Annotated in this window: 16 protein-coding genes; 13 read left to right on the top strand and 3 right to left on the bottom strand. The window is 62.4% G+C overall.

The window, feature by feature from the left end; all coding sequences use genetic code 11:
• Positions 1–204, bottom strand: a complete 204-nt coding sequence (locus J3T95_RS04500; protein WP_220236903.1) for a hypothetical protein — start codon at positions 202–204, stop codon at positions 1–3.
• Positions 205–406: 202 nt separating this feature from the next.
• On the opposite strand from J3T95_RS04500, the gene J3T95_RS04495 reads away from it, so the two are divergent.
• Positions 407–1,807, top strand: a complete 1,401-nt coding sequence (locus J3T95_RS04495; RefSeq protein ID WP_267450530.1) for an NCS2 family permease — start codon at positions 407–409, stop codon at positions 1,805–1,807.
• A gap of 563 nt (positions 1,808–2,370) precedes the next feature.
• Here the strand turns inward: J3T95_RS04495 and J3T95_RS04490 are convergent.
• A complete protein-coding gene (locus tag J3T95_RS04490; protein WP_267450529.1) occupies positions 2,371–3,378 on the bottom strand; it encodes a G5 domain-containing protein in 1,008 nt (335 codons plus the stop codon).
• Between the two features lie 149 nt (positions 3,379–3,527).
• Complete coding sequence (trxA, locus tag J3T95_RS04485; protein WP_220236906.1) at positions 3,528–3,872, bottom strand: thioredoxin; 345 nt, start codon at positions 3,870–3,872, stop codon at positions 3,528–3,530.
• A gap of 171 nt (positions 3,873–4,043) precedes the next feature.
• Here trxA and J3T95_RS04480 point away from each other — a divergent pair, with 171 nt between their 5' ends.
• The 12 genes from J3T95_RS04480 (at position 4,044) to J3T95_RS04425 (ending at position 18,838) form a co-directional block, all read left to right on the top strand.
• Positions 4,044–4,673 carry an NUDIX hydrolase family protein gene (locus tag J3T95_RS04480; RefSeq protein ID WP_267450598.1) on the top strand — a complete coding sequence of 210 codons (630 nt, stop codon included), beginning with the start codon at positions 4,044–4,046 and terminating at the stop codon, positions 4,671–4,673.
• A 32-nt stretch (positions 4,674–4,705) separates the two neighbouring features.
• Positions 4,706–5,563: an alpha/beta fold hydrolase gene (locus J3T95_RS04475; protein ID WP_267450528.1), complete on the top strand. Its 858-nt coding sequence runs from the start codon at positions 4,706–4,708 to the stop codon at positions 5,561–5,563.
• Complete coding sequence (gene nudC / locus J3T95_RS04470) at positions 5,560–6,597, top strand: NAD(+) diphosphatase (RefSeq protein ID WP_267450527.1); 1,038 nt, start codon at positions 5,560–5,562, stop codon at positions 6,595–6,597. The genes J3T95_RS04475 and nudC overlap by 4 nt, the downstream gene beginning before the upstream one ends.
• An 87-nt stretch (positions 6,598–6,684) precedes the next feature.
• Positions 6,685–8,283 (top strand): L,D-transpeptidase family protein, encoded by a 1,599-nt coding sequence (locus J3T95_RS04465; protein ID WP_267450526.1) that lies wholly within the window; start codon positions 6,685–6,687, stop codon positions 8,281–8,283.
• A gap of 39 nt (positions 8,284–8,322) precedes the next feature.
• On the top strand, positions 8,323–8,736 hold the full coding sequence (gene gcvH / locus J3T95_RS04460; protein WP_024627451.1) for a glycine cleavage system protein GcvH: 414 nt from the start codon (positions 8,323–8,325) through the stop codon (positions 8,734–8,736).
• A 10-nt stretch (positions 8,737–8,746) separates the two neighbouring features.
• Positions 8,747–9,937, top strand: coding sequence for an App1 family protein (locus J3T95_RS04455; RefSeq protein WP_267450525.1), 1,191 nt, complete (start codon positions 8,747–8,749; stop codon positions 9,935–9,937).
• A 7-nt stretch (positions 9,938–9,944) separates the two neighbouring features.
• Entirely contained in the window at positions 9,945–12,368 is a 2,424-nt protein-coding gene (locus J3T95_RS04450) for a S9 family peptidase (protein WP_267450524.1), read from the top strand.
• A gap of 66 nt (positions 12,369–12,434) precedes the next feature.
• Positions 12,435–13,478, top strand: a complete 1,044-nt coding sequence (locus J3T95_RS04445; protein ID WP_267450523.1) for a 3-isopropylmalate dehydrogenase — start codon at positions 12,435–12,437, stop codon at positions 13,476–13,478.
• A gap of 30 nt (positions 13,479–13,508) precedes the next feature.
• On the top strand, positions 13,509–14,450 hold the full coding sequence (locus tag J3T95_RS04440; protein ID WP_267450522.1) for a TM2 domain-containing protein: 942 nt from the start codon (positions 13,509–13,511) through the stop codon (positions 14,448–14,450).
• Positions 14,432–15,679 (top strand): lipoate--protein ligase family protein, encoded by a 1,248-nt coding sequence (locus J3T95_RS04435; RefSeq protein WP_267450521.1) that lies wholly within the window; start codon positions 14,432–14,434, stop codon positions 15,677–15,679. The genes J3T95_RS04440 and J3T95_RS04435 overlap by 19 nt, the downstream gene beginning before the upstream one ends.
• 112 nt (positions 15,680–15,791) lie before the next feature.
• Positions 15,792–16,511: a Crp/Fnr family transcriptional regulator gene (locus J3T95_RS04430; RefSeq protein ID WP_220236916.1), complete on the top strand. Its 720-nt coding sequence runs from the start codon at positions 15,792–15,794 to the stop codon at positions 16,509–16,511.
• Between the two features lie 41 nt (positions 16,512–16,552).
• The gene (locus J3T95_RS04425; protein WP_258561552.1) at positions 16,553–18,838 is read left to right on the top strand and encodes a transglycosylase domain-containing protein; all 2,286 of its coding nucleotides are present in this window, start codon (positions 16,553–16,555) and stop codon (positions 18,836–18,838) included.
• Positions 18,839–18,887: the final 49 nt, after the last annotated feature.

The following is an 18,887-nucleotide window of genomic DNA, read 5'->3' as shown; positions in this document are numbered from 1 at the left end:
TCAATCCTCCTTGTCGTTTTGGCGCTGGTCGCGGCGTTCCTGCTCCTGACGCAGGGTTCGGCCCTCGCGGGTGCGTTGCTTGTTGACTGTGGCGGCTGCAATCCGCTCGGCGGAGCGCTCGTCCTGTCCGCGATCGACTTCGCTGTCATGCACGTGCTGATACTGCTTCTGATCGTCCGGATCCCAATGATTGTTCCTGGCCATATACCCCTCCTCAAAAAGTGCCCGCCCATCAGCTCATCCCCATGTGGGACGGCTTCAGGGCCGTGCCGGTATGCCGATTATAGATGAGCGGAAGGTGGTGGGGCGGTATTGGAGCCTGGAGGAGGTCTTGTAACAAAAAAGCCGAGCGCTCGTGATATTCTGCTCTTGTCTCATCGCCAAATAAGACAATAAGGAATCGAATATGCATAAGCTATTTCGGCTTTCGGATAATAATACCACAGTCTCTACGGAAGTGGTAGCAGGCATTACCACCTTCTTCGCCATGGCCTACATCATCGTGGTGAATCCCTCGGTGCTTTCCACGGCGGGCATGCCTTGGGGTGCCGTCTTTCTCGCCACCCTGATCGCTGCTGTCATCGGCACTTTGATCATGGGTCTGGTGGCCAACGTGCCCTATGGCGTGGCGCCAGGTGTCGGGTTGGATGCCTTCTTCACCTTCACCGTGGTCAAGGGGCTGGGCTTCACTTGGCAACAGACCATGTGCATGGTCTTCCTGTGCGGCCTGATCAACATCCTGGTCACGGCCACCAAGCTGCGCAAGATGATCATCCAGGCCATTCCGCCCCTGCTTCAGCATGCCATCGGCGGAGGCATCGGCGTCTTCATCGCCTATGTGGGTCTGCTCAATGTGGGCATTATCAAGTTCGCGCCCGACAAGACTTCGGCAGCAGGCGCCAACCCTGGACTGACCACCTTCAACACCCCCGGGGTCATCCTCTTCGTCATCGGATTGTTGCTGACCGTCTTCCTCCTGATCTTCAAGTTCAAGGGTCACCTGGCCTTCGTCAACAAGGGCGCCTTCGTCATCTCTATCATCGCGGTCACGCTCCTGGGCATCCCCATGGGGGTCACCAGTATGGCCAAGTCGGTCGATCTGGGCCAGGCCTGGTCACAGCTGCCGCAGACCTTCCTGGCCATTTTCAGCCAGGAAGGGTTTCCGGCTCTCTTCTCCGACCCGGCCAAGCTGCCAGTGGTTCTGGTGACCATTTTCGCCTTCTCCCTGTCTGACACCTTCGACACCATTGGTACCTTTGTGGGCACCGGTCGGCGCTCAGGCATCTTCTCAGCCGAGGATGAACAGGCTCTGGAAAGCGGCCGAGGTTTCAGCTCCAAGATGGATAGGGCCCTGTTCGCCGATGCCACAGCCACCTCCATCGGCGCCCTCTTCGGCACCTCCAACACCACTACTTATGTGGAGTCCGCAGCGGGCATCGCAGCCGGTGGCCGGACCGGACTGACCTCGGTGGTCATCGCCGCCTGCTTCGCGCTCAGCGCCGTCTTTGCCCCCCTAATTTCGGCTGTGCCTTCGGCGGCCACTGCGCCCGTCCTGGTTATTGTGGGCTGCATGATGATGAGTTCCTTCGCCGAGATCGAGTGGGGCGAGCTGTCGGAGGCCATTCCGGCCTTCTTCACGGCCATCTTCATGGGCTTCGCCTACTCCATCTCCTACGGCGTGGCTGCCGGCTTCATCACCTACTGCCTGACCATGGTCTGCAAGCGCAGGGGCAAGGAGGTCCACCCCATCATCTGGGCGGTCTCAGCCCTCTTCATTCTGGACTTCGTGCTCCAGGCTGTCCTCTAGCGCACGGTTTCGGATTCCGGGTCCGAGTGTGCTGCGGAATGTGGTCCTAGCGGCCTGCAGACCAGGGGAGGCAGGGAGAGAAGGCTAACCAAGACACGCAGCAAGGCCCGCCGCTTGCAAGGTGGATGGGCCTTGTTTCGTCGCGGTCCGATGGAGTGCGGGGTCAAGCCCCATGGCTTCGGATCTGCTCCCTTGGCTCATTGTTGCGTCGGACCGTCGTCTCTCCGTTTCGGTTTCCACAGGCTTGCCATTCTCAGTCAGGGCGTCTTGATGGACCAAGGGGAGAAAATGGTCTGGTTCGGATGGGGCTTGGGGCCCCGTTCGTCCTCCCGGAGGTATTCATGAAGCGCTGGTCTATGGCTGCCACGGCTGGTGGGGGACTGTCCAGCGCTCTCCGGTCTTCTGCATCCTGGCGAAAGGGCAAACCATCTGCGTCGCATGGCTGCGCTGGCTCTGCGATGACCAACAATGGTGAATCATGTCCGCCCTGCATGAAAGAAAATCCCCGGCAGGCTGGGGAATGTCTGCCGGGGATTTTCAGGTTCGGGCATATGAAAAACGGATCAGTACCAGTTGGTCGCCTGGGATTGGGCCCATGCGCCGCAGGGGTTCCCGTAGCGACCCTGGATGTAGCCCAGTCCCCAAACGATCTGGGTGTGGGCATCGGTCTGCCAGTTAGGGCCGGCCGAGGCCATCTTGCTGCCAGGCAACGCCTGGGGTATGCCATAGGCGCCCGACGGGTTGGAGGCGTTGGTCCGCCAGCCGGACTCCTTATTCCATAGCTGTACCAGGCAGGTGAACTGGTCTTCGCCCCATCCGCGGGAGGTAACCAGACCATGGGCGATGCTTTGGGCATCGCCCACAGGGACAGTGGTCGTGGTCGAGCCTGACTGTGCCGGGGCGCCGCCGCCGGTGCCCACCAGGATCACCTTGTCGACGGGGACCGTCTTGACGAAGGATGCAAAAATATTGCTGGTCAGGTGCTTATTGCCGGCTGCGGTGACCAGGCTGGTGGTCTCCATGACGCCGTTCTGTCCCTCTGTCTTGACCTTGGTGGTGCCTGCCGGAAGGGAGTTGGTCTTCTCTTCAATGGTGTTGAAGGGGATGGGCGACTCTTCCGTCTTGACCTGGGCGTCGGCCCGGTCGATGCGGATGACGGTCTTCTCTGTGACGGGAGTGGTCAGAGAGGGGCTGATCTGGTCCCCAGGCTGCAGGGTGATGTCCCCGGCCTCCAGCACGGATTTGACATCGGTGAAGCCTGCGCCCAGGACCACCTTGTTCTTCCCATTAATCTGCACATTCACATAGGAGGTGTTCGCATTGGCGCCGCCCGCACCGTTGCGGATGGCCTGCCTGGTGCTGCCACGGGACACAGTGTCCACATCTTGGGTAGCAGAATAGGACGTTACGCCCGACTTGGCTGTGTTCTCAGTGGATGTGTAGAAGTCACGCGATACAAAGCCCGCGCCAACGACCATGCCGAGAATAGTGACACCGGCAGCCAACCGCAGCCACTGACGCCTAGTCAGAGCCTTGACCGCACTCATCCGTCCTCTACGGTGGTTCGCCATTACTCTCCTCTGTTGGACCGACGGATCCTCAGTGATCAGTCGACGTAACGCTTCCTGTCGACCGCATGCTTCCGGCAGCGCCGAAAGGGTCACTGGACAAACACAGCACTATTTTAGTGCAAATCTACCTTGGAGCCAACTCGACTGACTCAGGCCTGTGCCGGGGTTGACAAATCGGCCTTGCGGGCCTGGTCAATCAGGTCGTCCAGGTCCGAAGACCTGAGAGCACCAGCCTGCTTGAAGATGATCTGCCCCTGTTTGGTGATCATCAGCGTGGGCACCGCCTGGATGTCGGCGGCCGCGGCCAGATCCTGGTTCTGGTCGATGTCCACCTTGCCGAAGACGATGTCGGTGTTGGCCCGCGAAGCCTTCTCGAAAATGGGGCCAAAGGCCTTGCAAGGTCCGCACCAGGTGGCCCAGAAGTCAATCAGCACCAGGTCGTTGTCCTTGATGGTCTGCTCGAAGTTTTCCGAAGTAATAGTCGTGGTGGCCATAATAACGCTCCTTGAAGTCGTTTGACTGTCGCGCGGGAAGCTCCCGTGCTTAGCAACCGCTTTCAATCATCAGCATTCCATCAAGGCTGGAGAAAGCACCCGAATATGCTCTGGGTGGAGATGTCCGTCGGGGTCCCGTGGGCGGTCAAGCCTGGTACGGATAATGGAACCATGCCAGTGCTGAACGACGAGATTCCCGATGATGACGACTTCGATGCCGATCGCGACCGTGGCGCCTTCTCGCACATCACTCCAGAGGACTTCAACCGGGGTTTTTCGGGTTCGAATCCTCCCGGATGGCTGGACCGTGATGCCATCGACCGTGCGCGGCAATGCTTGCCCATGCCCTATGTGGAGGCAGTGCCGGTACGCGTGGATGAAATGGGCGCCGTCACTCAAGTGGGCACTCTTCTGCGCGTGGATGATCAGGGCAACATTGAACGCACCCTGGTCACCGGACGAATCCTATACCACGAGACCATCAGGGAGGCTCTGGCCAGAAACATCGCCAAGGATCTGGGCCAGCTGGCCCTGCCCATGCTGCCTGCCAGCCCACAGCCTTTCACCGTGGCTGAGTTCTTCCCCACGCCGGGGGTCTCGGAGTACTACGATCCGCGTCAGCATGCCATCGCTCTGTGCTACCTGGTGCCGGTGGCCGGGGACTGCAAGCCCCAGGATGAGACCCTGGATGTGGAGTGGATCGATCCCAAGGGGGATATGCTGGAGTCCTTCACGAGCCAGATGGCCGGCGGGCACGGCAAGATTCTGATGAGCGCCCTGACCTGGGCCGGTGCACTATGAGTATTATGAGCCGGGAATCCGTGGAGGCGGACATGAGCATTGCCAATACCGTATATCGCCAAGGACAGGGACTGCCCCTGGTGCTGGTCCATGCCTTTCCTGTGGACCACCGCATGTGGGATCGGTGCGCGGCCTCGCTGATCGCCCAGGCGGATCGTGCGGGTATGGACCCCTTCCCTGTCTATGCCCCGGATATGCCTGGAGCAGGAGATTGCCCCCTGCCTGGGCCGGCGTCATATGGTCCGGCAGACTCTGACGGCGCCCTGCCTGGTGCCTTGGATGCCATGGCTCGAGCTTTTGCGGACATGGTCGCCGCCACGGGTGCGCAGAAGGCCATCTGGGTCGGACTTTCCATGGGCGGCTACCTGGTCGAGGCCGTAGCCAGGCTTTACCCTCAGATGGTGGCCGGTCTGGCCCTGTGCGACACCACTATGATGGCTGATCGTCCGGCCTCCCGGGCCAATCGGCTGCACATCGCCCGAACCTGCGAGATGGAGGGGACACTTGATCCGGTCATGCACTTCGCCCGGCCCCAGGAGGGCGATTCCACGGTCAAATGTTCGCCCGCCTTCGTGCAGACCATGACCGAATGGATACAGTCCCAGGATCCCCGGGGCATCGCCTGGCGGGAGCGGATGGCTGCGGGCCGCCCGGACCAGAGCGATCTGGTCGGCCGCATCAGAGTTCCCGTGGCCCTGGTCAGCGGCCGCTGCGACCCCTCCAGCCCTCCACGCGCCATGGAGCCTCTGGCTCAGACCATGCGTCAGGCCGGAACGGACGTTGCTTTCACCGCCATTGATGACTGCGGCCACTTCAGCGCTGTTGAGCATCCGGATCAGGTGGCTGCTGCCCTGCTGGACCTGGTTCGTCGCGTGGGGAGGCTCTCATGAGTGATTCTGAAACGGTCTTCTCCCCGCTGGCCCTCACCGAGCCCCTGCCCTTCCTGCCCCTGGCACAGGGGGATGTGGACTACGACACGGCATCGCGGCCGCAGCCCGGTCTGCTTGACCATCTGCTGGACCAGGACGGCACGGGGGTCATCCTGGTGCGGGGCGAGAAGGTTGCTGTGCCCAGGGGCAAGGGGGCGCTGGCTGGCCGCACTGGAGCCAGCATCCGTCTGGCCACCCTGCCCGCTGCATACTTGCGGGGTCCTCTAGCAGGCTCGACAGACCAGTTCGAGCCGCCCTGCTACTACCTGGGGAAGGCCGACCAGCAGGCCTGGCTGGCCCTGGATCTGGATCTTGCCTGTGCCGGTCGGGCCGTCCAGGACCCTCTTCGCGACCTGGCCCAGGCCGCGGATCAGCGCTTGGACTGGCTTGGCCTGCGCGAGTATGCCCCTCATGGACGTCCGCGTCAGGTGGGCCTGGCAACCTGCGCAGTGGCCCTGTCCGTATGGCATGGACGCCAAGTCTTCTGTCCCCACTGCGGCGCACCGGTTCGTCCCTGTCAGGCTGGATGGGCTCAGATCTGCCAGGGGGATGCGTCAGGGGACCAACACACGCTCTTTCCCTGCATTGAGCCTGCAGTGATCATGGCCGTGGTGGATGGCCGCGATCGGCTTCTGCTCCAGCACAACCGGAAGTGGGCTCCCGGCTTTTGCTCGGTCACTGCTGGATTCGTCGAGGCTGGGGAGAATCTGGAGCACGCAGTCCGGCGGGAGACCCTGGAAGAGGTGGGCCTGAACCTGGGGGAGATGCGGTACCTGGGCTCCCAGCCTTGGCCCTTCCCAGCCTCCCTGATGGTGGCCTTCAGGGCCAGATCCCTGAATACGGACATCCGGGTGGACGGTCAGGAGACCGATGAGGCCGACTGGTTCACACGGGAGGAATTCAGCGCTGCTCTGGCCTCGGGCCGGTTGCGTATACCTCAGGCGGCCAGTGTGGCCAGGCACATGATTGAGCAGTGGTACGGCAGTGAGATCTGACTCATCCGAGCGACGTTGCGCCCCAGGACTTGGTCTCGTCGTAAGATACTCCAAGGAACTGTCAGCAGCGAAAGGTGTGTTATGGCCATGGAGAGGCAAGAAGAGCCTCGTATCTCGGATGTCAACCAGGCCGAAACTGTGACCATGCCGCTGGCGACCGGGGAGGGGTCCGACCCTGTAGACCTGTTCGCCGACGAAGAAGCAGATCGGGCTTTCGGCGCAGGTGCTGCCCACAGGTCTCCTTCGAGTGGCCATCGAGGACGCAACATCCTGGCCCTGCTTCTTCTGACTGTGCTGATTCTGGTGGGTTGCTGGTTCGGCGTCCGTGCCTTTTTCCGCGATCGGGTGGCCCCCGGCGTCACCCTGGGTGGACAGGTCATGATGGGTCGGACCAAGGACCAGGTCAGGCAGATCGTCGATCGGCAGGTTCGTGACTCCCAGGTGGAACTCAAGGGCGAAGGCACCTCAGCCCGGGCAGGGCTGAAGGACCTGGGCGTAAGCGTGGATTCGGATGCCACGGTCACCAAGATTATGAATGCCAAGGGCTCTGCAGGCCTCTCCCGGCTGAATCCCTTCCATGGCGAGGCGGTGCCGCTGGTGGCCGAGCGGGATCAGCTGGTCATGGACAGGTATCTGACCGAACGTTTCATTCCCCGCCAGGATCGCTCCATTCCCTCCACCATCGTCTTTGACCAAGGCGCCCACGCCTTCCGGCCCCAAGAGGGTCGCGGGGGTAAGGCGCCTGAGCTGGGCCGCGTGCAGGATGCCGTCTCATCTTTGATAGACAAGCCCGGCAGGCGTCTGGCCGTAGGCGTGGTCTATAAGGATGTGACCATGCCCATCAGTCTGGACACCGCCAATCAGGTGGCCTCCCAGGCCAACCAACGACTGGCCAAGGACCTGGTCATCAAGGGTGCTGATGATGACCTCATGACCGTCCCGGCCGCCACGGTGGCCACCTGGGTCAAGCCGGTCACCGATCTGGACAGGGGGACCATGGAGCTTGGCTTCGATCGGCAGGCCATCAAGCAGTATCTGGACCAGGAGCTGGCCCGGCAGCTCGACCGTGATATGGTCACCGCCGTCAACGTCAAGAACACCAAGGGCGATGTGGTCGCCGAGACCACCAAGGGAGTGGACGGTGTCCGGGTTACGGATGTGTCCGCCACGGCAGACTTGGTCGTCAAGGCCCTGGAAGAGGGCGACACGAACCCAGTGCAGGCGAGCGCCGAGATCACGCCTCACAAGGAGCAGACCCGGGTGGCCCGCTACGACGTACCCGACGGCGACATCTGGATTCAGGTCAACCTCAGCGACCAGACCGCTACTGCCTACCACGGCACCACCCAGGTCAAGACCTTCCCCATATGCTCAGGCAAGCCCCATGACGGGAAATGGTCCGACACCGGCACCTTCTTCATCAATGTGCGCTACGCGGTCCAGACCATGCGCGGGGAGGGTTACGTCACCCCCAATGTCAAATGGGTCTCCTACTACAACGGCAGCGAGGGCTTCCACACGGCTAGCTGGAACTCTGCCGGCATTGCCAAGGGCGACCCTGCCCAATATGGATCCCACGGCTGCATCAACATGTATGAGCAGGACGCCAAGTGGATCTTTGACAACGCCCCCATCGGGACCATGGTCAAGGTGGAGGGTCAGGTTCCGTCGGGTCCGGCCCGCTAGGAGCACCTGCCGCGGCAGGCGGCCGAGTAGGCTGGAACCATGAGCGATGAACACAGTGATGGAACTTCCCGTCTGGATGTGCCCGACCATCTGCGGTATTCCCAGGATCACGTCTGGATCGACCCCAGCCAGTCCCCGGCGCCCATGGGTGTGACCGAGTATGCGGCGGATCAGCTGGGAGACCTGGTTTTTCTGGACCTGCCCGAGACCGGCACCCACGTCGATGCCGGTGATGAAGTCATCGAGCTGGAGTCCTCCAAGGCTGTTGAGCCGGTGGTCTGCCCGGTGGCGGGCACCATCGCCTACGTCAACAGGGCAGCCTCGGACGATCCGGAGGTCATCAACTCCGACCCCTATGGGGAAGGCTGGATAGCCAAGATCGATCTGGAGGACGATGAGCCCGATCTGATGAGCGCCGAGGAGTACGGTCAGCTGCTGAAGAGCCTGAACTGACGGTCCGGTGATGACCAGGCGATCCGGCCGCAATGAAGGGCCTCTGCGGGTCCGATCGGTCAGCACTACCTTCGATTCGGCCGCGCCCGGTGAGGGCATCGAGAGCAGACCAGCCCCGGTGCGTCTGCTGCGTCGCCTGATTACTGGCGCTTTCGACCTCTGGGTGGGGCTGTCCATCAATATGACCGGCCGCCTGGGCTGGTCGCCCGACGTTCAGCCCTATGTGGGCTACGGCACCGAATCATATTCCCGGCTGATCTGCCGCACCATTCTGACTGACGGCCGCAGACGCGGGGATCCGGCCATTCGGGGCATCCGTGGCCTGCTGACCGTACCTGCGCCCAGGACCAGGGTCAGTCTGGCCATCGACAGCACTGCCATCGGGAGGGTCCAGGTGGGTGACTCCTCGGTCTACGATGCTGTCGATCCCGCCCGCAGCCTGAGCGCGGATGCGGTCTTCTCGGACCGATCGGGCTATCTGGATCTGGTGGCCGAGCATGGTCTGGTCCCAGGCGTGCACCGTGTCTCCTACCAGGTACGGGGCCGCCGGCCCATCGATGCGCCGCTCTACATCGTGCCCGGTCAGACTCCTGTCGGCGTCATATCTGACGTGGACGACACCATCATGATCAGCCAGGTGCCCAATCATTGGAAGGCTGCCTGGAACCTGCTCCTTTCGAATCCGCACCGCCGGTCCTCGGTGCCGGGCATGGCCGTGCTCTACAACCGCATCCGCGATCTGGACCCCCGGATGCCTTTTTTCTACCTGTCGGCCTCGCCCTGGAATGTGGAGGGATCCATACGCGGATTCATCCGCGATCATGGTTTTCCTGCCGGGCCTCTGCTGCTACGGGATCTGGATCCCAGGCCCAAGACCTTCGTGCCCTCCATCGTGCAGCACAAGATGGAGTTCATCCGCCAGCTCATGGCCGACTTTCCCAAGATGTGCTTCGTGCTCATGGGCGACGACGGCCAGAGCGATCCCTCCACCTTCGCTCAGGTGGTACGGCAGTATCCGGGCCGGGTCCTGGCCATCGGCATCCGTCAGTTGAGCCCCCAGGAGACCGGGCTGGGAACCTTGGTCAAGCGCACTGCCACACAGCCGGTGCCCGTGACGGAGGTGCCTGTCTTCTACGGGACCACGGGCGCCAATCTTATGCGGACCCTGCTGCCTTATCTGCGTCGCCGCGCCCGAATATAATCGCCCCATGAGTTTTTCGGCCGTCAACCCCGCCCCTCCTCGTGCGGAACGCCGTCCTGCTGATCGATGCTTTCATGGGGATCGCTTCGAGGATCCTTACGAGTGGATGCGCAACCGGGAGGATCCTGCCACCAAGGCCTACGTGCGCGACCAGAATCGCTACTGCCAGGAACGGCTTGCCGGCCAGGAGGGTTTGCGGGCCACCCTGCTTAAGGAGTTCACCGACCGGGTACAGCAGACCGACATGTCGGTACCCACTCGGATGCATGGTTATTGGTACTTCTCCCGGACGCTCAAGGGCCAGGAGTATGGGGTGCAGTGCCGCCTGCCGGTGCGCGACCAGCATGACTGGGACCCTCCTGCCGTCCAGGCCGATGCAGTACCTGGATCCATGCCTGGCGAGGAGGTCATCTTCGACGCCAATGCAGAGGCCAAGGGGCATGACTTTTTCTCTCTAGGATGTCTGGACCTGAGCGCCGACGGCCGTTGGATGCTCTATGGACTGGACACCAGGGGCAATGAGCGCTACGACCTGCGCATTCGTGATCTATGCCAAGGCCGAGACCTGCCTGATCGAATCGACCAGGTCTCCTCAGGGGCAGTGCTGACCCCCGACGGCCACTGGGTCTTCTACACCGGCCTGGACAAGGCCTGGCGTCCGGACACGGTTTGGCGGCATAAGGTGGGCACTTCGGCCGATCAGGATGTCATGGTCTATCAGGAGGATGATGAGCGCTTCTGGGTGGGGCTGGGCCTGAGTTACGACGAATCCGCCGTGCTGATTGCCACCGGGTCCAAGATCACCAGCGAGGTGCTCATGCTGGACCTGAAGGATCCGCAGGGCGAATTTGTGCCCCTGATCCCCCGCAAGGAGGGAATCGAGTACGACATCAGCCTGGCCCGGTTCGAAAATGCCGGTCCCGCGGGGGAGGACCTGCCGGTGGCTGTGGTCTATCACAATGTGAACAGCCCCAACTTTGAGGTGGATCTTATCGATCTGCGCAGCCATCGTCCGCCATTTCGGCTGGGAGAAGGGGTGCGGCTGGCCCAGGGCAGCCCCTATGGCTGCGAGCGCTCCGGAGACCTAGCCTCCCTGCCGCCAGAGAAGCCCTATCGGGATCCAGGCAATCCGGCCATCCTCCAAGGCGCTCGCGGGCTAGGCATCGAGGGGCTGGGCATCCACCGCAGCTTCGTGGTCCTGACCTACCGGGCCGACAGCATGCCCCACATTGCCGTTATCGCCAAGGACCAGGCGCTGGAGGATCTGCGGGCGGGCCGACCCTGGCGCTTCCGCGAGGTTCTGCCCGACCAGGCCAGGGACGGCATCGACCGTCTCTACAGCATAGGCCCCACGGACAATCCCTCCTACAAGGCTCCTGGGCTGCGCTACATCCGGGGCAGCTATGGGACCCCCGCCGAGCTGCGGGAGCTGGATCCGGTCCGGGGCGTGGATCGGTTGCTCAAGCGGGCCAGGGTGCTGGGCGACTTCCGGCCGGAGCGCTACGCCGAGCGTCGAATTCTGGTCCGTGTCAGGGATGGGGCCCTGGTGCCGGTCTCCTTGGTCTGGCGGCGAGGCATGCATCCGGCGCTGGATGCCTGCGGGAGGACTGGTCTTGATGACACGGTCATTCAGGCCCCCGACCATCCTGAACGCCGTCCCTGGCCGGACCAGGATCAGGACAAGCCTGCTCCCATGTTCATCACCGGGTATGGAGCCTACGAGATCAGCCAGGACCCTGGTTTCTCCACAGGCAGGCTCAGCCTGCTTGACAGAGGCGTGCTCTACGCCGTCCCCCATGTGCGTGGGGGCGGGGAGATGGGCCGCGCTTGGTACGAGCAAGGCCGTCGGCTGCACAAGGTCAATACCTTCCTGGACTTCATCGACGTGACCGCCGCACTGCAGGCTCAGGGCTGGGCGGATCCCCGTCATACCGTGGCCAACGGCGGTTCGGCTGGCGGGCTGTTGATGGGGGCCGTGGCCAATATGGCTCCCCAGCTCTATGCCGGCATCGAGGCGGATGTGCCCTTCGTGGACGCGCTGACCAGCATCCTGGACCCGAATCTGCCGCTGACCGTGACTGAATGGGACGAGTGGGGAGACCCTCTGCATGATCAGCAGGTCTACCGGTATATGCGCTCCTACTCGCCCTATGAGAACGTTCCTGACGCCGATAGCAGGCTCCGGCTCTTCAACAGCGACCACTTCCCTGCCATCCTGGCGACCACATCCATGAACGACACCCGTGTGCTCTACGTGGAGCCGCTCAAGTGGGTTGCCAGGTTGCAGGAGCCGCAGGTAGGTGCCGATGCTCTGATTAGGATCGAGGTCCAGGCAGGCCACGGGGGCATCAGCGGACGCTACCGGCAGTGGGAGGAACTGGCCTTCGAGAACGCCTGGTGCCTGTCCATCATGGTCCCCGAAAGCCGCTGATTCTAGTCTGTCCGGGATTCGGTCGGGGTCGTGAAAGGGGCTTGGCTGGCTCGTTATGCTCGCAGTATGACAAATAGCAAGCAGAAAACATATAACATTGCAGTCATTGCCGGTGACGGCATCGGCAAAGAGATCGTTCCCCAAGCTCAGGCCGTCTTGGAAAAGGTTACCCGGGGCAAGGTTGACATACGCTACGAGGACTTCGATCTGGGCGCTGAGCGATACCTGCGCGATGGAGCCATTCTGCCCGATGAGGATCTGGACCGGCTCAAGCGGCAGGATGCCATCCTCCTGGGGGCCATCGGCGACCCCCGCATCAAGGCCGGCATCCTGGAACGGGGGCTGCTGCTCAAAATGCGTTTCGAACTGGACCAGTATGTCAATCTTCGGCCTTCCAAGCTCTACAAGGGCGTGGTGTCGCCCCTGGCCAATCCGGGCAACATCGACTTCGTGGTCGTGCGGGAGGGCACCGAGGGGCTCTACGCCGGGGCCGGCGGCTCCATTCGCCGGGGCACTCCCCAGGAGGTGGCCACCGAGGTCTCCATCAACACTGCTTACGGGGCGGAACGGGTCATCCGCTACGCCTTTCAGCTGGCCATGAAGCGTCGCCGCCGCCTGACCCTGGTCCACAAGAAGAACGTACTGACCAATGCGGGAGGCATGTGGCAGCGGCTGGTCGACCAGGTGGGCCAGGAGTACCCCGATGTGGAGCGAGAATACCTGCACATCGATGCCTCCACCATATTCATGGTGACCGAGCCCAGTCGCTTCGACGTGATCGTGACCGACAACCTCTTCGGCGACATCCTTACAGACGAGGCGGGAGCTGTGGTAGGAGGCGTGGGTTACTCGGCCTCCGGCTGCATCAATGCCTCGGGCGCCTACCCATCCATGTTCGAGCCCATCCACGGGTCCGCTCCTGACATCGCCGGCAAGGGGATTGCCAACCCTACGGCGGCCATTCTTTCGGCGGGAATGCTCCTGAATCATCTGGGCTTCGAGGACGAGGCGGCCAGCATTGAGCGGGCCGTGGAGGACGACATCGAGCGCTCCGGCTCCGCCCAGAGGAGCACCGAGCAGATCGGTAGGGATATTCTGGCCCGTCTATGATCGGGCTGGTTGGCGGCTAGACTGGGGGGCATGACTATGGATGACGCCCCCCAGCCGGACAACCGGCAGTCCAGTGATACGCCGACAGGGAATCCTGGCTTCGGCCCCTCTCCATCCCCGCAGGTACCGCCCGAACACCGGGGGCCTGCCGGTGGGGATGCCCCTGTCGGAGCAGCGCAGCCGGACCAGTCCGGTTCAGACGCAGTCGAGGGGCAGCGACAGGCTCCGGGCTATACCGCCGGCCATAATGCTGGCAGCGGGAATCAGAATCCCTATCAGACCGGTCGGTATCCCTCCGGACAGAACCCCTATGGCGGGTATCCGACGGGGCAGAGAGACAGTGCCGGATACCCGTTTGCCCCTCAGAATTGCGGCCAATATCCTGGGGCCTACCAGGCAGGGCCCTACCGGCCTAATCAGTATCCGACCGCCGGTTATCCAGCTGGTCAGCAATATCCTGCTGGGCAGTATTCCGGTGGCTGGTATCCTGGCGGGCAGTATCTTGGCGGTCAGAATCCACAAAGGCCCTATCAGCCCGGACCGGGCTATCCCGGCCAGTACCCAGCTGGCCAATACCCCCAGGGTGGGCATCCGGGCAATCAGTATCTTGGCAGGCAGTATCCGCCGCAGACCTCCATGCCCTGGCCCTACCCGGGCATGCCCCAAAGCGGTTACCCCGGTGTTATGTCCAACGGCAGGGGCCCCTATCCCATATCGCCCACCCCGCACAGCAAGCTGGCAGCCGGTCTGCTCAGCATCTTCCTGGGCTGCTTCGGCGTGGGCAACTTTTACCTGGGCAGGACCGGCCGGGGCGTGGCCCAGCTCATGCTCACCCTGATCGGCTTCCTCTTCTTCTTCATTGGACCGACCATCGCCATAATCTGGGGACTTATCGAAGGCATCCTGATTCTGACATCCTCGGCCGGCTCCTTCTGGCATCGTGACGCTCGCGGATGGGAGCTGACGGATTGAATCCGGCTCGTCTGCGTGGTGTCGGCAAGCAGACGGGCGGCAAACTGGCGGCCGTAACCCTGACCTTGGGCCGGGGATCCGACTCTCGTCCGTTCATCGCCTCATGCAGGATTGACGGCGATTTCTTCACGGAGCCAGCCCCGGCAGCCTCTCAAGAATCCGAGAAGGATCATGGGCCGGTATCCATGCTGGAATCCACAATATGCGACCTCCCGTTGCCCTTGGACCATGGTCTGGCTCTGGAAAGGCTGGACAGGGTCATGGCAGAAGGGGATGGCCAACGAGTAGTCGGCGTGTCGCCATGGACCTTGGTGATTGCGTTGGAGCGCGCCCTGCCGGATGGATTAGTCATTCGGGGGCAAGGCGAGTCCGATCAACTGCCGTCACCGCCGGATCGGACCTCCTCCCTGCAGTCGCAGCCGGATGAGGCGGAATGCCGCCATCGTTGGTCTGGCTTGAAGCTGGACCTGATAAGGGACCGTCCACGTCAGCCGGCCATGCAGATGGCCATGGACCAGGCTCTCAATGATGCCGTGGCCCAGGGCCGGTTGCCGCCTACCCTGCGCATCTGGAATTGGTCTGCGTCGGCGGTCATCCTGGGGCGCTTCCAGTCCCTGAGCCGGGAGGTTCGCGTCGAGCGGGCGCATAGTTTGGGCTTTACCGTGGTCCGTCGCTGCACAGGCGGTGGCACCATGGTCATTCAGCCTGACCGGGCCATCACCTATTCGCTCTATCTGCCCTCGGACTTCGTCAAAGGGGTCGATCTGATCGACTCCTACCGGATCTGCGACTATTGGCTGGTTCGTGGTCTGCGCATGCAAGGGATCCAGGCCGGCTGGCAGGGTATGAACGACATCGCCTCCTCAAGGGGCAAGATGGGGGGCGCCGCCCAGCGCAGGCTGCCAGCAGGTTCCCGCGGACCGGGCGGGCTGCTCCACCACACCACGCTTTCTTATTCGGCGGATGCCGATCTGATGGCCCAGGTGCTCAAGGTGGACCCGGAAAAATTCCATGACAAGGCCGTGACTTCGGTCAGAAGCCGGGTGGACCCCATCGACAGGCAGACCAGTCTGTCCCGTCAATCCCTGATCAATGCCCTTCTGAACACCCTGCCCTACCTGGTGGCGGATCTGCGCATATCCAGTCCAGCGCCTGAGGTCGAGCAACGGGCCCGCACTCTGCTCCGGCAGCGCTATGGCCGTCAGGAGTGGACCGCCCAGATCGCGTGATCGGAGGGGGTTGATGTGTGAGTATAATCGTGCTCAGTCGCGTCGAATCCGGCGTGAGGTCATCAACCAGTCGGTGCAGACCCGCCAAATATGGCGAAAAGGAGTGCGGAGTATGGCGGTTCACAAGCCCAACGAGATTCCCGATGACGGGAACGCCCTCAGGCAGACCGCCCTATTCAAACAAGTTCCCAGGCAGGATGCCGACCAGCTTTTGGACACCATGCACGAGTCCACTTACGCCAAGGGGTCCACGATCTTTCGACAGGGCGACACAGACCACCGCATGTATCTGCTGGAGGAGGGCCGGGTCAAGCTGGTCCGGCAGTCGCCCGACCGCCGCATCCAGCTGCTCAGCATCCACGGGCGCGGGGAGATCCTGGGCGAGATTCCCGTCTTTGACCCTTCAGGCGGGCCTCGTACCGCATCGGCCGTGGTCATGGTCAACAAGACCAAGGTGGCTGCCCTGGACCATGACGCCCTCTTTGACTGGCTCAACCAGCATCCCAAGGTGGCTGTGGACATGCTTCAGGTGCTGGCCCACCGCCTGCGGACCGACAACGAGCGCATCTCCGACCTGGTCTTCCTGGACGTGCCGGCCCGCCTGGCCAAGACCCTGCTGGATCTGGCCACACGCTTCGGCGAACCCTTCGAGCAGGGGTTGATGGTTCCTTATGACCTGACTCAGGAGGAGCTGGCCCAGCTGGTAGGTGCCTCGCGCGAGACCGTCAACAAGGCCCTGATGGACTTCTCCAACCGGGGATGGATTTCTCGCAAGGGCCGCACCATCATCATTTTCCAGCCCGGGCCGCTGATTCGACGCTCACGCATGTGAACGCCACTGTTAGGTAGAGCCGACGGCCTAGGATGGAGACCATGCCCGAACAAAAGAAATCCATGTCGGTCAGGCGCTTCTTCACGCTACTGCTGGCTTACCTCATCTTCTGCGTCGCAGGTGGCGTGGTAGTCTCTGGTTTCCTGTTTCCCGCTGTCTTCGGCATCAACGCCGCCTCCAGGAATCTGATGCCTGCCCTGAAGACGGACAACATCGACTTCAACGTGAACGATTTGCCCCAGCAGTCCAGGCTCTACGCCTCCGACGGGCATACGGTCATCGCCACCTTCTATGCGCAGAACAGGATCGTGGTGCCCATCAAGGACGTCTCTGACTACATGCAGAAGGCCGTGGTGGCCCGCGAGGACCGTCGTTTCTTCGAGCATGCCGGCGTGGACACCCAGGGCGTGCTCAGGGCTTTCATCCAGACTTACATCAAACAGGGCGACACCCAGGGCGGATCCTCCCTAACCCAGCAGTATGTCAAGAATGTGCTCATGAGCCAGGCCGAGGAAAACAACGACCCCATCGCCGAGTACCACGCTCAGGAAGAGACCATAGCCCGCAAGATGCGGGAGATGCTGATTGCGGTCCAGATGGAGAAGAAATACTCCAAGGCCGAGATTCTTCAAGGATATTTGAATATAGCTCAGTTCGGCACCAACGTTTACGGGGTCGAGTCGGCGGCCAGGCGCTACTTCAGCAAGTCGGCCAAGGACCTGGATCCGGGTGAAGCCGCCACCATCGCCGCCGTGACCAAGAATCCCGCCCGCTTCGACCCTACCGTCAATGTCAAGGTCTCTCAGGAGCAGCGGGACATCGTCCTGGACCTGATGCGCCAGGAGAACTACATCACCCAGCGCCAGTATGACGAGAACAAGGCCAAGCCTCTGGACCAGATGCTTCACGTGCAGTCGGTCGATGCCGGCTGCCAGGCGGCTGGAGACGCAGCCTTCTTCTGCGATTACGTGACCAAGCAGATCCTCAACTCCAAGGAGTTCGGCAAGAGCCAGGATGAGCGCAACAAGCTCCTGAAGGAGGGCGGCCTGGACATCTACACCACCATGGACGTCAACGCCAACGCCGCAGCCATGAAGGCGGCCCGGGACACCATCCCCGTGGATGATCGAAGCGGCTTCGAGGTCACGATAGCCTCCATTCGTCCGGGCACCGGCGAGGTCCTGGGCTTCGGCATCAACCGGATTTATGATGCCACCCAGAACTCGGGCGGCGGCACACGCACGGCCATCAACTACGCCGTTGATCAGGTCGACGGCGGCGGCTGGGGTTTCCCTGTGGGATCCACCTGGAAGCCCATCAACCTGGTGTCCTGGATGAAGGCCGGCAAGTCCATCAACCAGTCCCTGCGCACCTCCACCAGCTATCCGCAGACCTCCTTCGCCTGCAAGATGGCGGACGGCACCCCCTACGGGTTCGGCACCGGCAGCTGGCATGTGGAGAACTCTGGCGGCGGCACCACATCGCCGGAGACACCCCTGCAGGGTCTGGTACGCTCGCACAACACCACCCAGGCCTCCATGGCCCAGCAGATCGGTCTGTGCACCATAGCCGACACGGCCAAGGACATGGGCTACCACAATTCGCCCAAAGATCAGATGGACATCCACTCGGACAACACCTTCCAGCCGCCTATGGTCATCGGTGCGGTCCAGGCCTCCCCGCTGACCATGGCCAACGTCTACGCCACCATCGCCGCCAAGGGAGTGGCCTGCAGCCCCATAGCCATGACCAAGGTGATCGACAAGAACGGTAAGTCCGTCAAGGTGCCCAAGGCAAACTGCCACCAGGCCATCGATCCGGGCATCGCCGAGACCGCCGCCTATGCACTCAACCAGGGCGTTGTCCAGCCCGGGGGCGAGGCGTCCACGACCCAGCTGGACGGGGGACGCAAGACTTTCGCCAAGACCGGCACCCACGAGGACAAGTACATGCTGACCGGCGGATTCGTGCCCCAGGTGGCCGCCTTCGTCACCGTGGGCAATGCGGAGGGCCAGGTCTCCTTCACCAACAGGACCATCAACGGGCGGTCCATGCACACCTGGTACGGCATGTATATCGCCACCCCGGCCTGGAAGGACTTCATGAACACCTACCTGGCCGCAGCCAATATCCAGCCGGACAACTCCTATGGCAATCCCGATCCTCGATTCACCGGCGGGGTCCAGCAGCCTCAACCATCTCAGCAGTCCCAGCAACGGTCCTCGGGCAGACAGCGGCAGACCTACCGTCACAGCCAAGGAGGACAGCAAGGCAACCAGGGGACCAGTCAGGACCAGTCGCAGACGGTGGATTCGCCGGAGGACTAGGGCCTGTGCCTACAATGGAGACCATGAGGGATTCGTCAACGGGCGGACC

The sequence above is a fragment of the Bifidobacterium sp. B4079 genome (genome assembly GCF_026537385.1).
GTDB classification, from domain to species: domain Bacteria; phylum Actinomycetota; class Actinomycetes; order Actinomycetales; family Bifidobacteriaceae; genus Bombiscardovia; species Bombiscardovia asteroides_I.
Note: the sequence above shows the minus strand (reverse complement) of the source record. Positions and strands in the feature narration are given on the sequence as shown.

Excerpts from the sequence above, each read along its gene's own strand:
- trxA (WP_220236906.1), bottom strand. The coding sequence starts at position 3,872 with ATGGCCACCACGACTATTACTTCGGAAAACTTCGAGCAGACCATCAAG.
- J3T95_RS04450 (WP_267450524.1), top strand. The coding sequence starts at position 9,945 with ATGAGTTTTTCGGCCGTCAACCCCGCCCCTCCTCGTGCGGAACGCCGT.
- J3T95_RS04500 (WP_220236903.1), bottom strand. The coding sequence starts at position 204 with ATGGCCAGGAACAATCATTGGGATCCGGACGATCAGAAGCAGTATCAG.
- J3T95_RS04425 (WP_258561552.1), top strand. The coding sequence starts at position 16,553 with ATGCCCGAACAAAAGAAATCCATGTCGGTCAGGCGCTTCTTCACGCTA.
- J3T95_RS04475 (WP_267450528.1), top strand. The coding sequence starts at position 4,706 with ATGAGCATTGCCAATACCGTATATCGCCAAGGACAGGGACTGCCCCTG.
- J3T95_RS04455 (WP_267450525.1), top strand. The coding sequence starts at position 8,747 with ATGACCAGGCGATCCGGCCGCAATGAAGGGCCTCTGCGGGTCCGATCG.
- J3T95_RS04435 (WP_267450521.1), top strand. The coding sequence starts at position 14,432 with ATGGGAGCTGACGGATTGAATCCGGCTCGTCTGCGTGGTGTCGGCAAG.
- J3T95_RS04495 (WP_267450530.1), top strand. The coding sequence starts at position 407 with ATGCATAAGCTATTTCGGCTTTCGGATAATAATACCACAGTCTCTACG.
- J3T95_RS04490 (WP_267450529.1), bottom strand. The coding sequence starts at position 3,378 with ATGGCGAACCACCGTAGAGGACGGATGAGTGCGGTCAAGGCTCTGACT.
- J3T95_RS04465 (WP_267450526.1), top strand. The coding sequence starts at position 6,685 with ATGGAGAGGCAAGAAGAGCCTCGTATCTCGGATGTCAACCAGGCCGAA.
- gcvH (WP_024627451.1), top strand. The coding sequence starts at position 8,323 with ATGAGCGATGAACACAGTGATGGAACTTCCCGTCTGGATGTGCCCGAC.
- J3T95_RS04430 (WP_220236916.1), top strand. The coding sequence starts at position 15,792 with ATGGCGGTTCACAAGCCCAACGAGATTCCCGATGACGGGAACGCCCTC.
- J3T95_RS04480 (WP_267450598.1), top strand. The coding sequence starts at position 4,044 with ATGCCAGTGCTGAACGACGAGATTCCCGATGATGACGACTTCGATGCC.
- J3T95_RS04445 (WP_267450523.1), top strand. The coding sequence starts at position 12,435 with ATGACAAATAGCAAGCAGAAAACATATAACATTGCAGTCATTGCCGGT.
- nudC (WP_267450527.1), top strand. The coding sequence starts at position 5,560 with ATGAGTGATTCTGAAACGGTCTTCTCCCCGCTGGCCCTCACCGAGCCC.
- J3T95_RS04440 (WP_267450522.1), top strand. The coding sequence starts at position 13,509 with ATGACTATGGATGACGCCCCCCAGCCGGACAACCGGCAGTCCAGTGAT.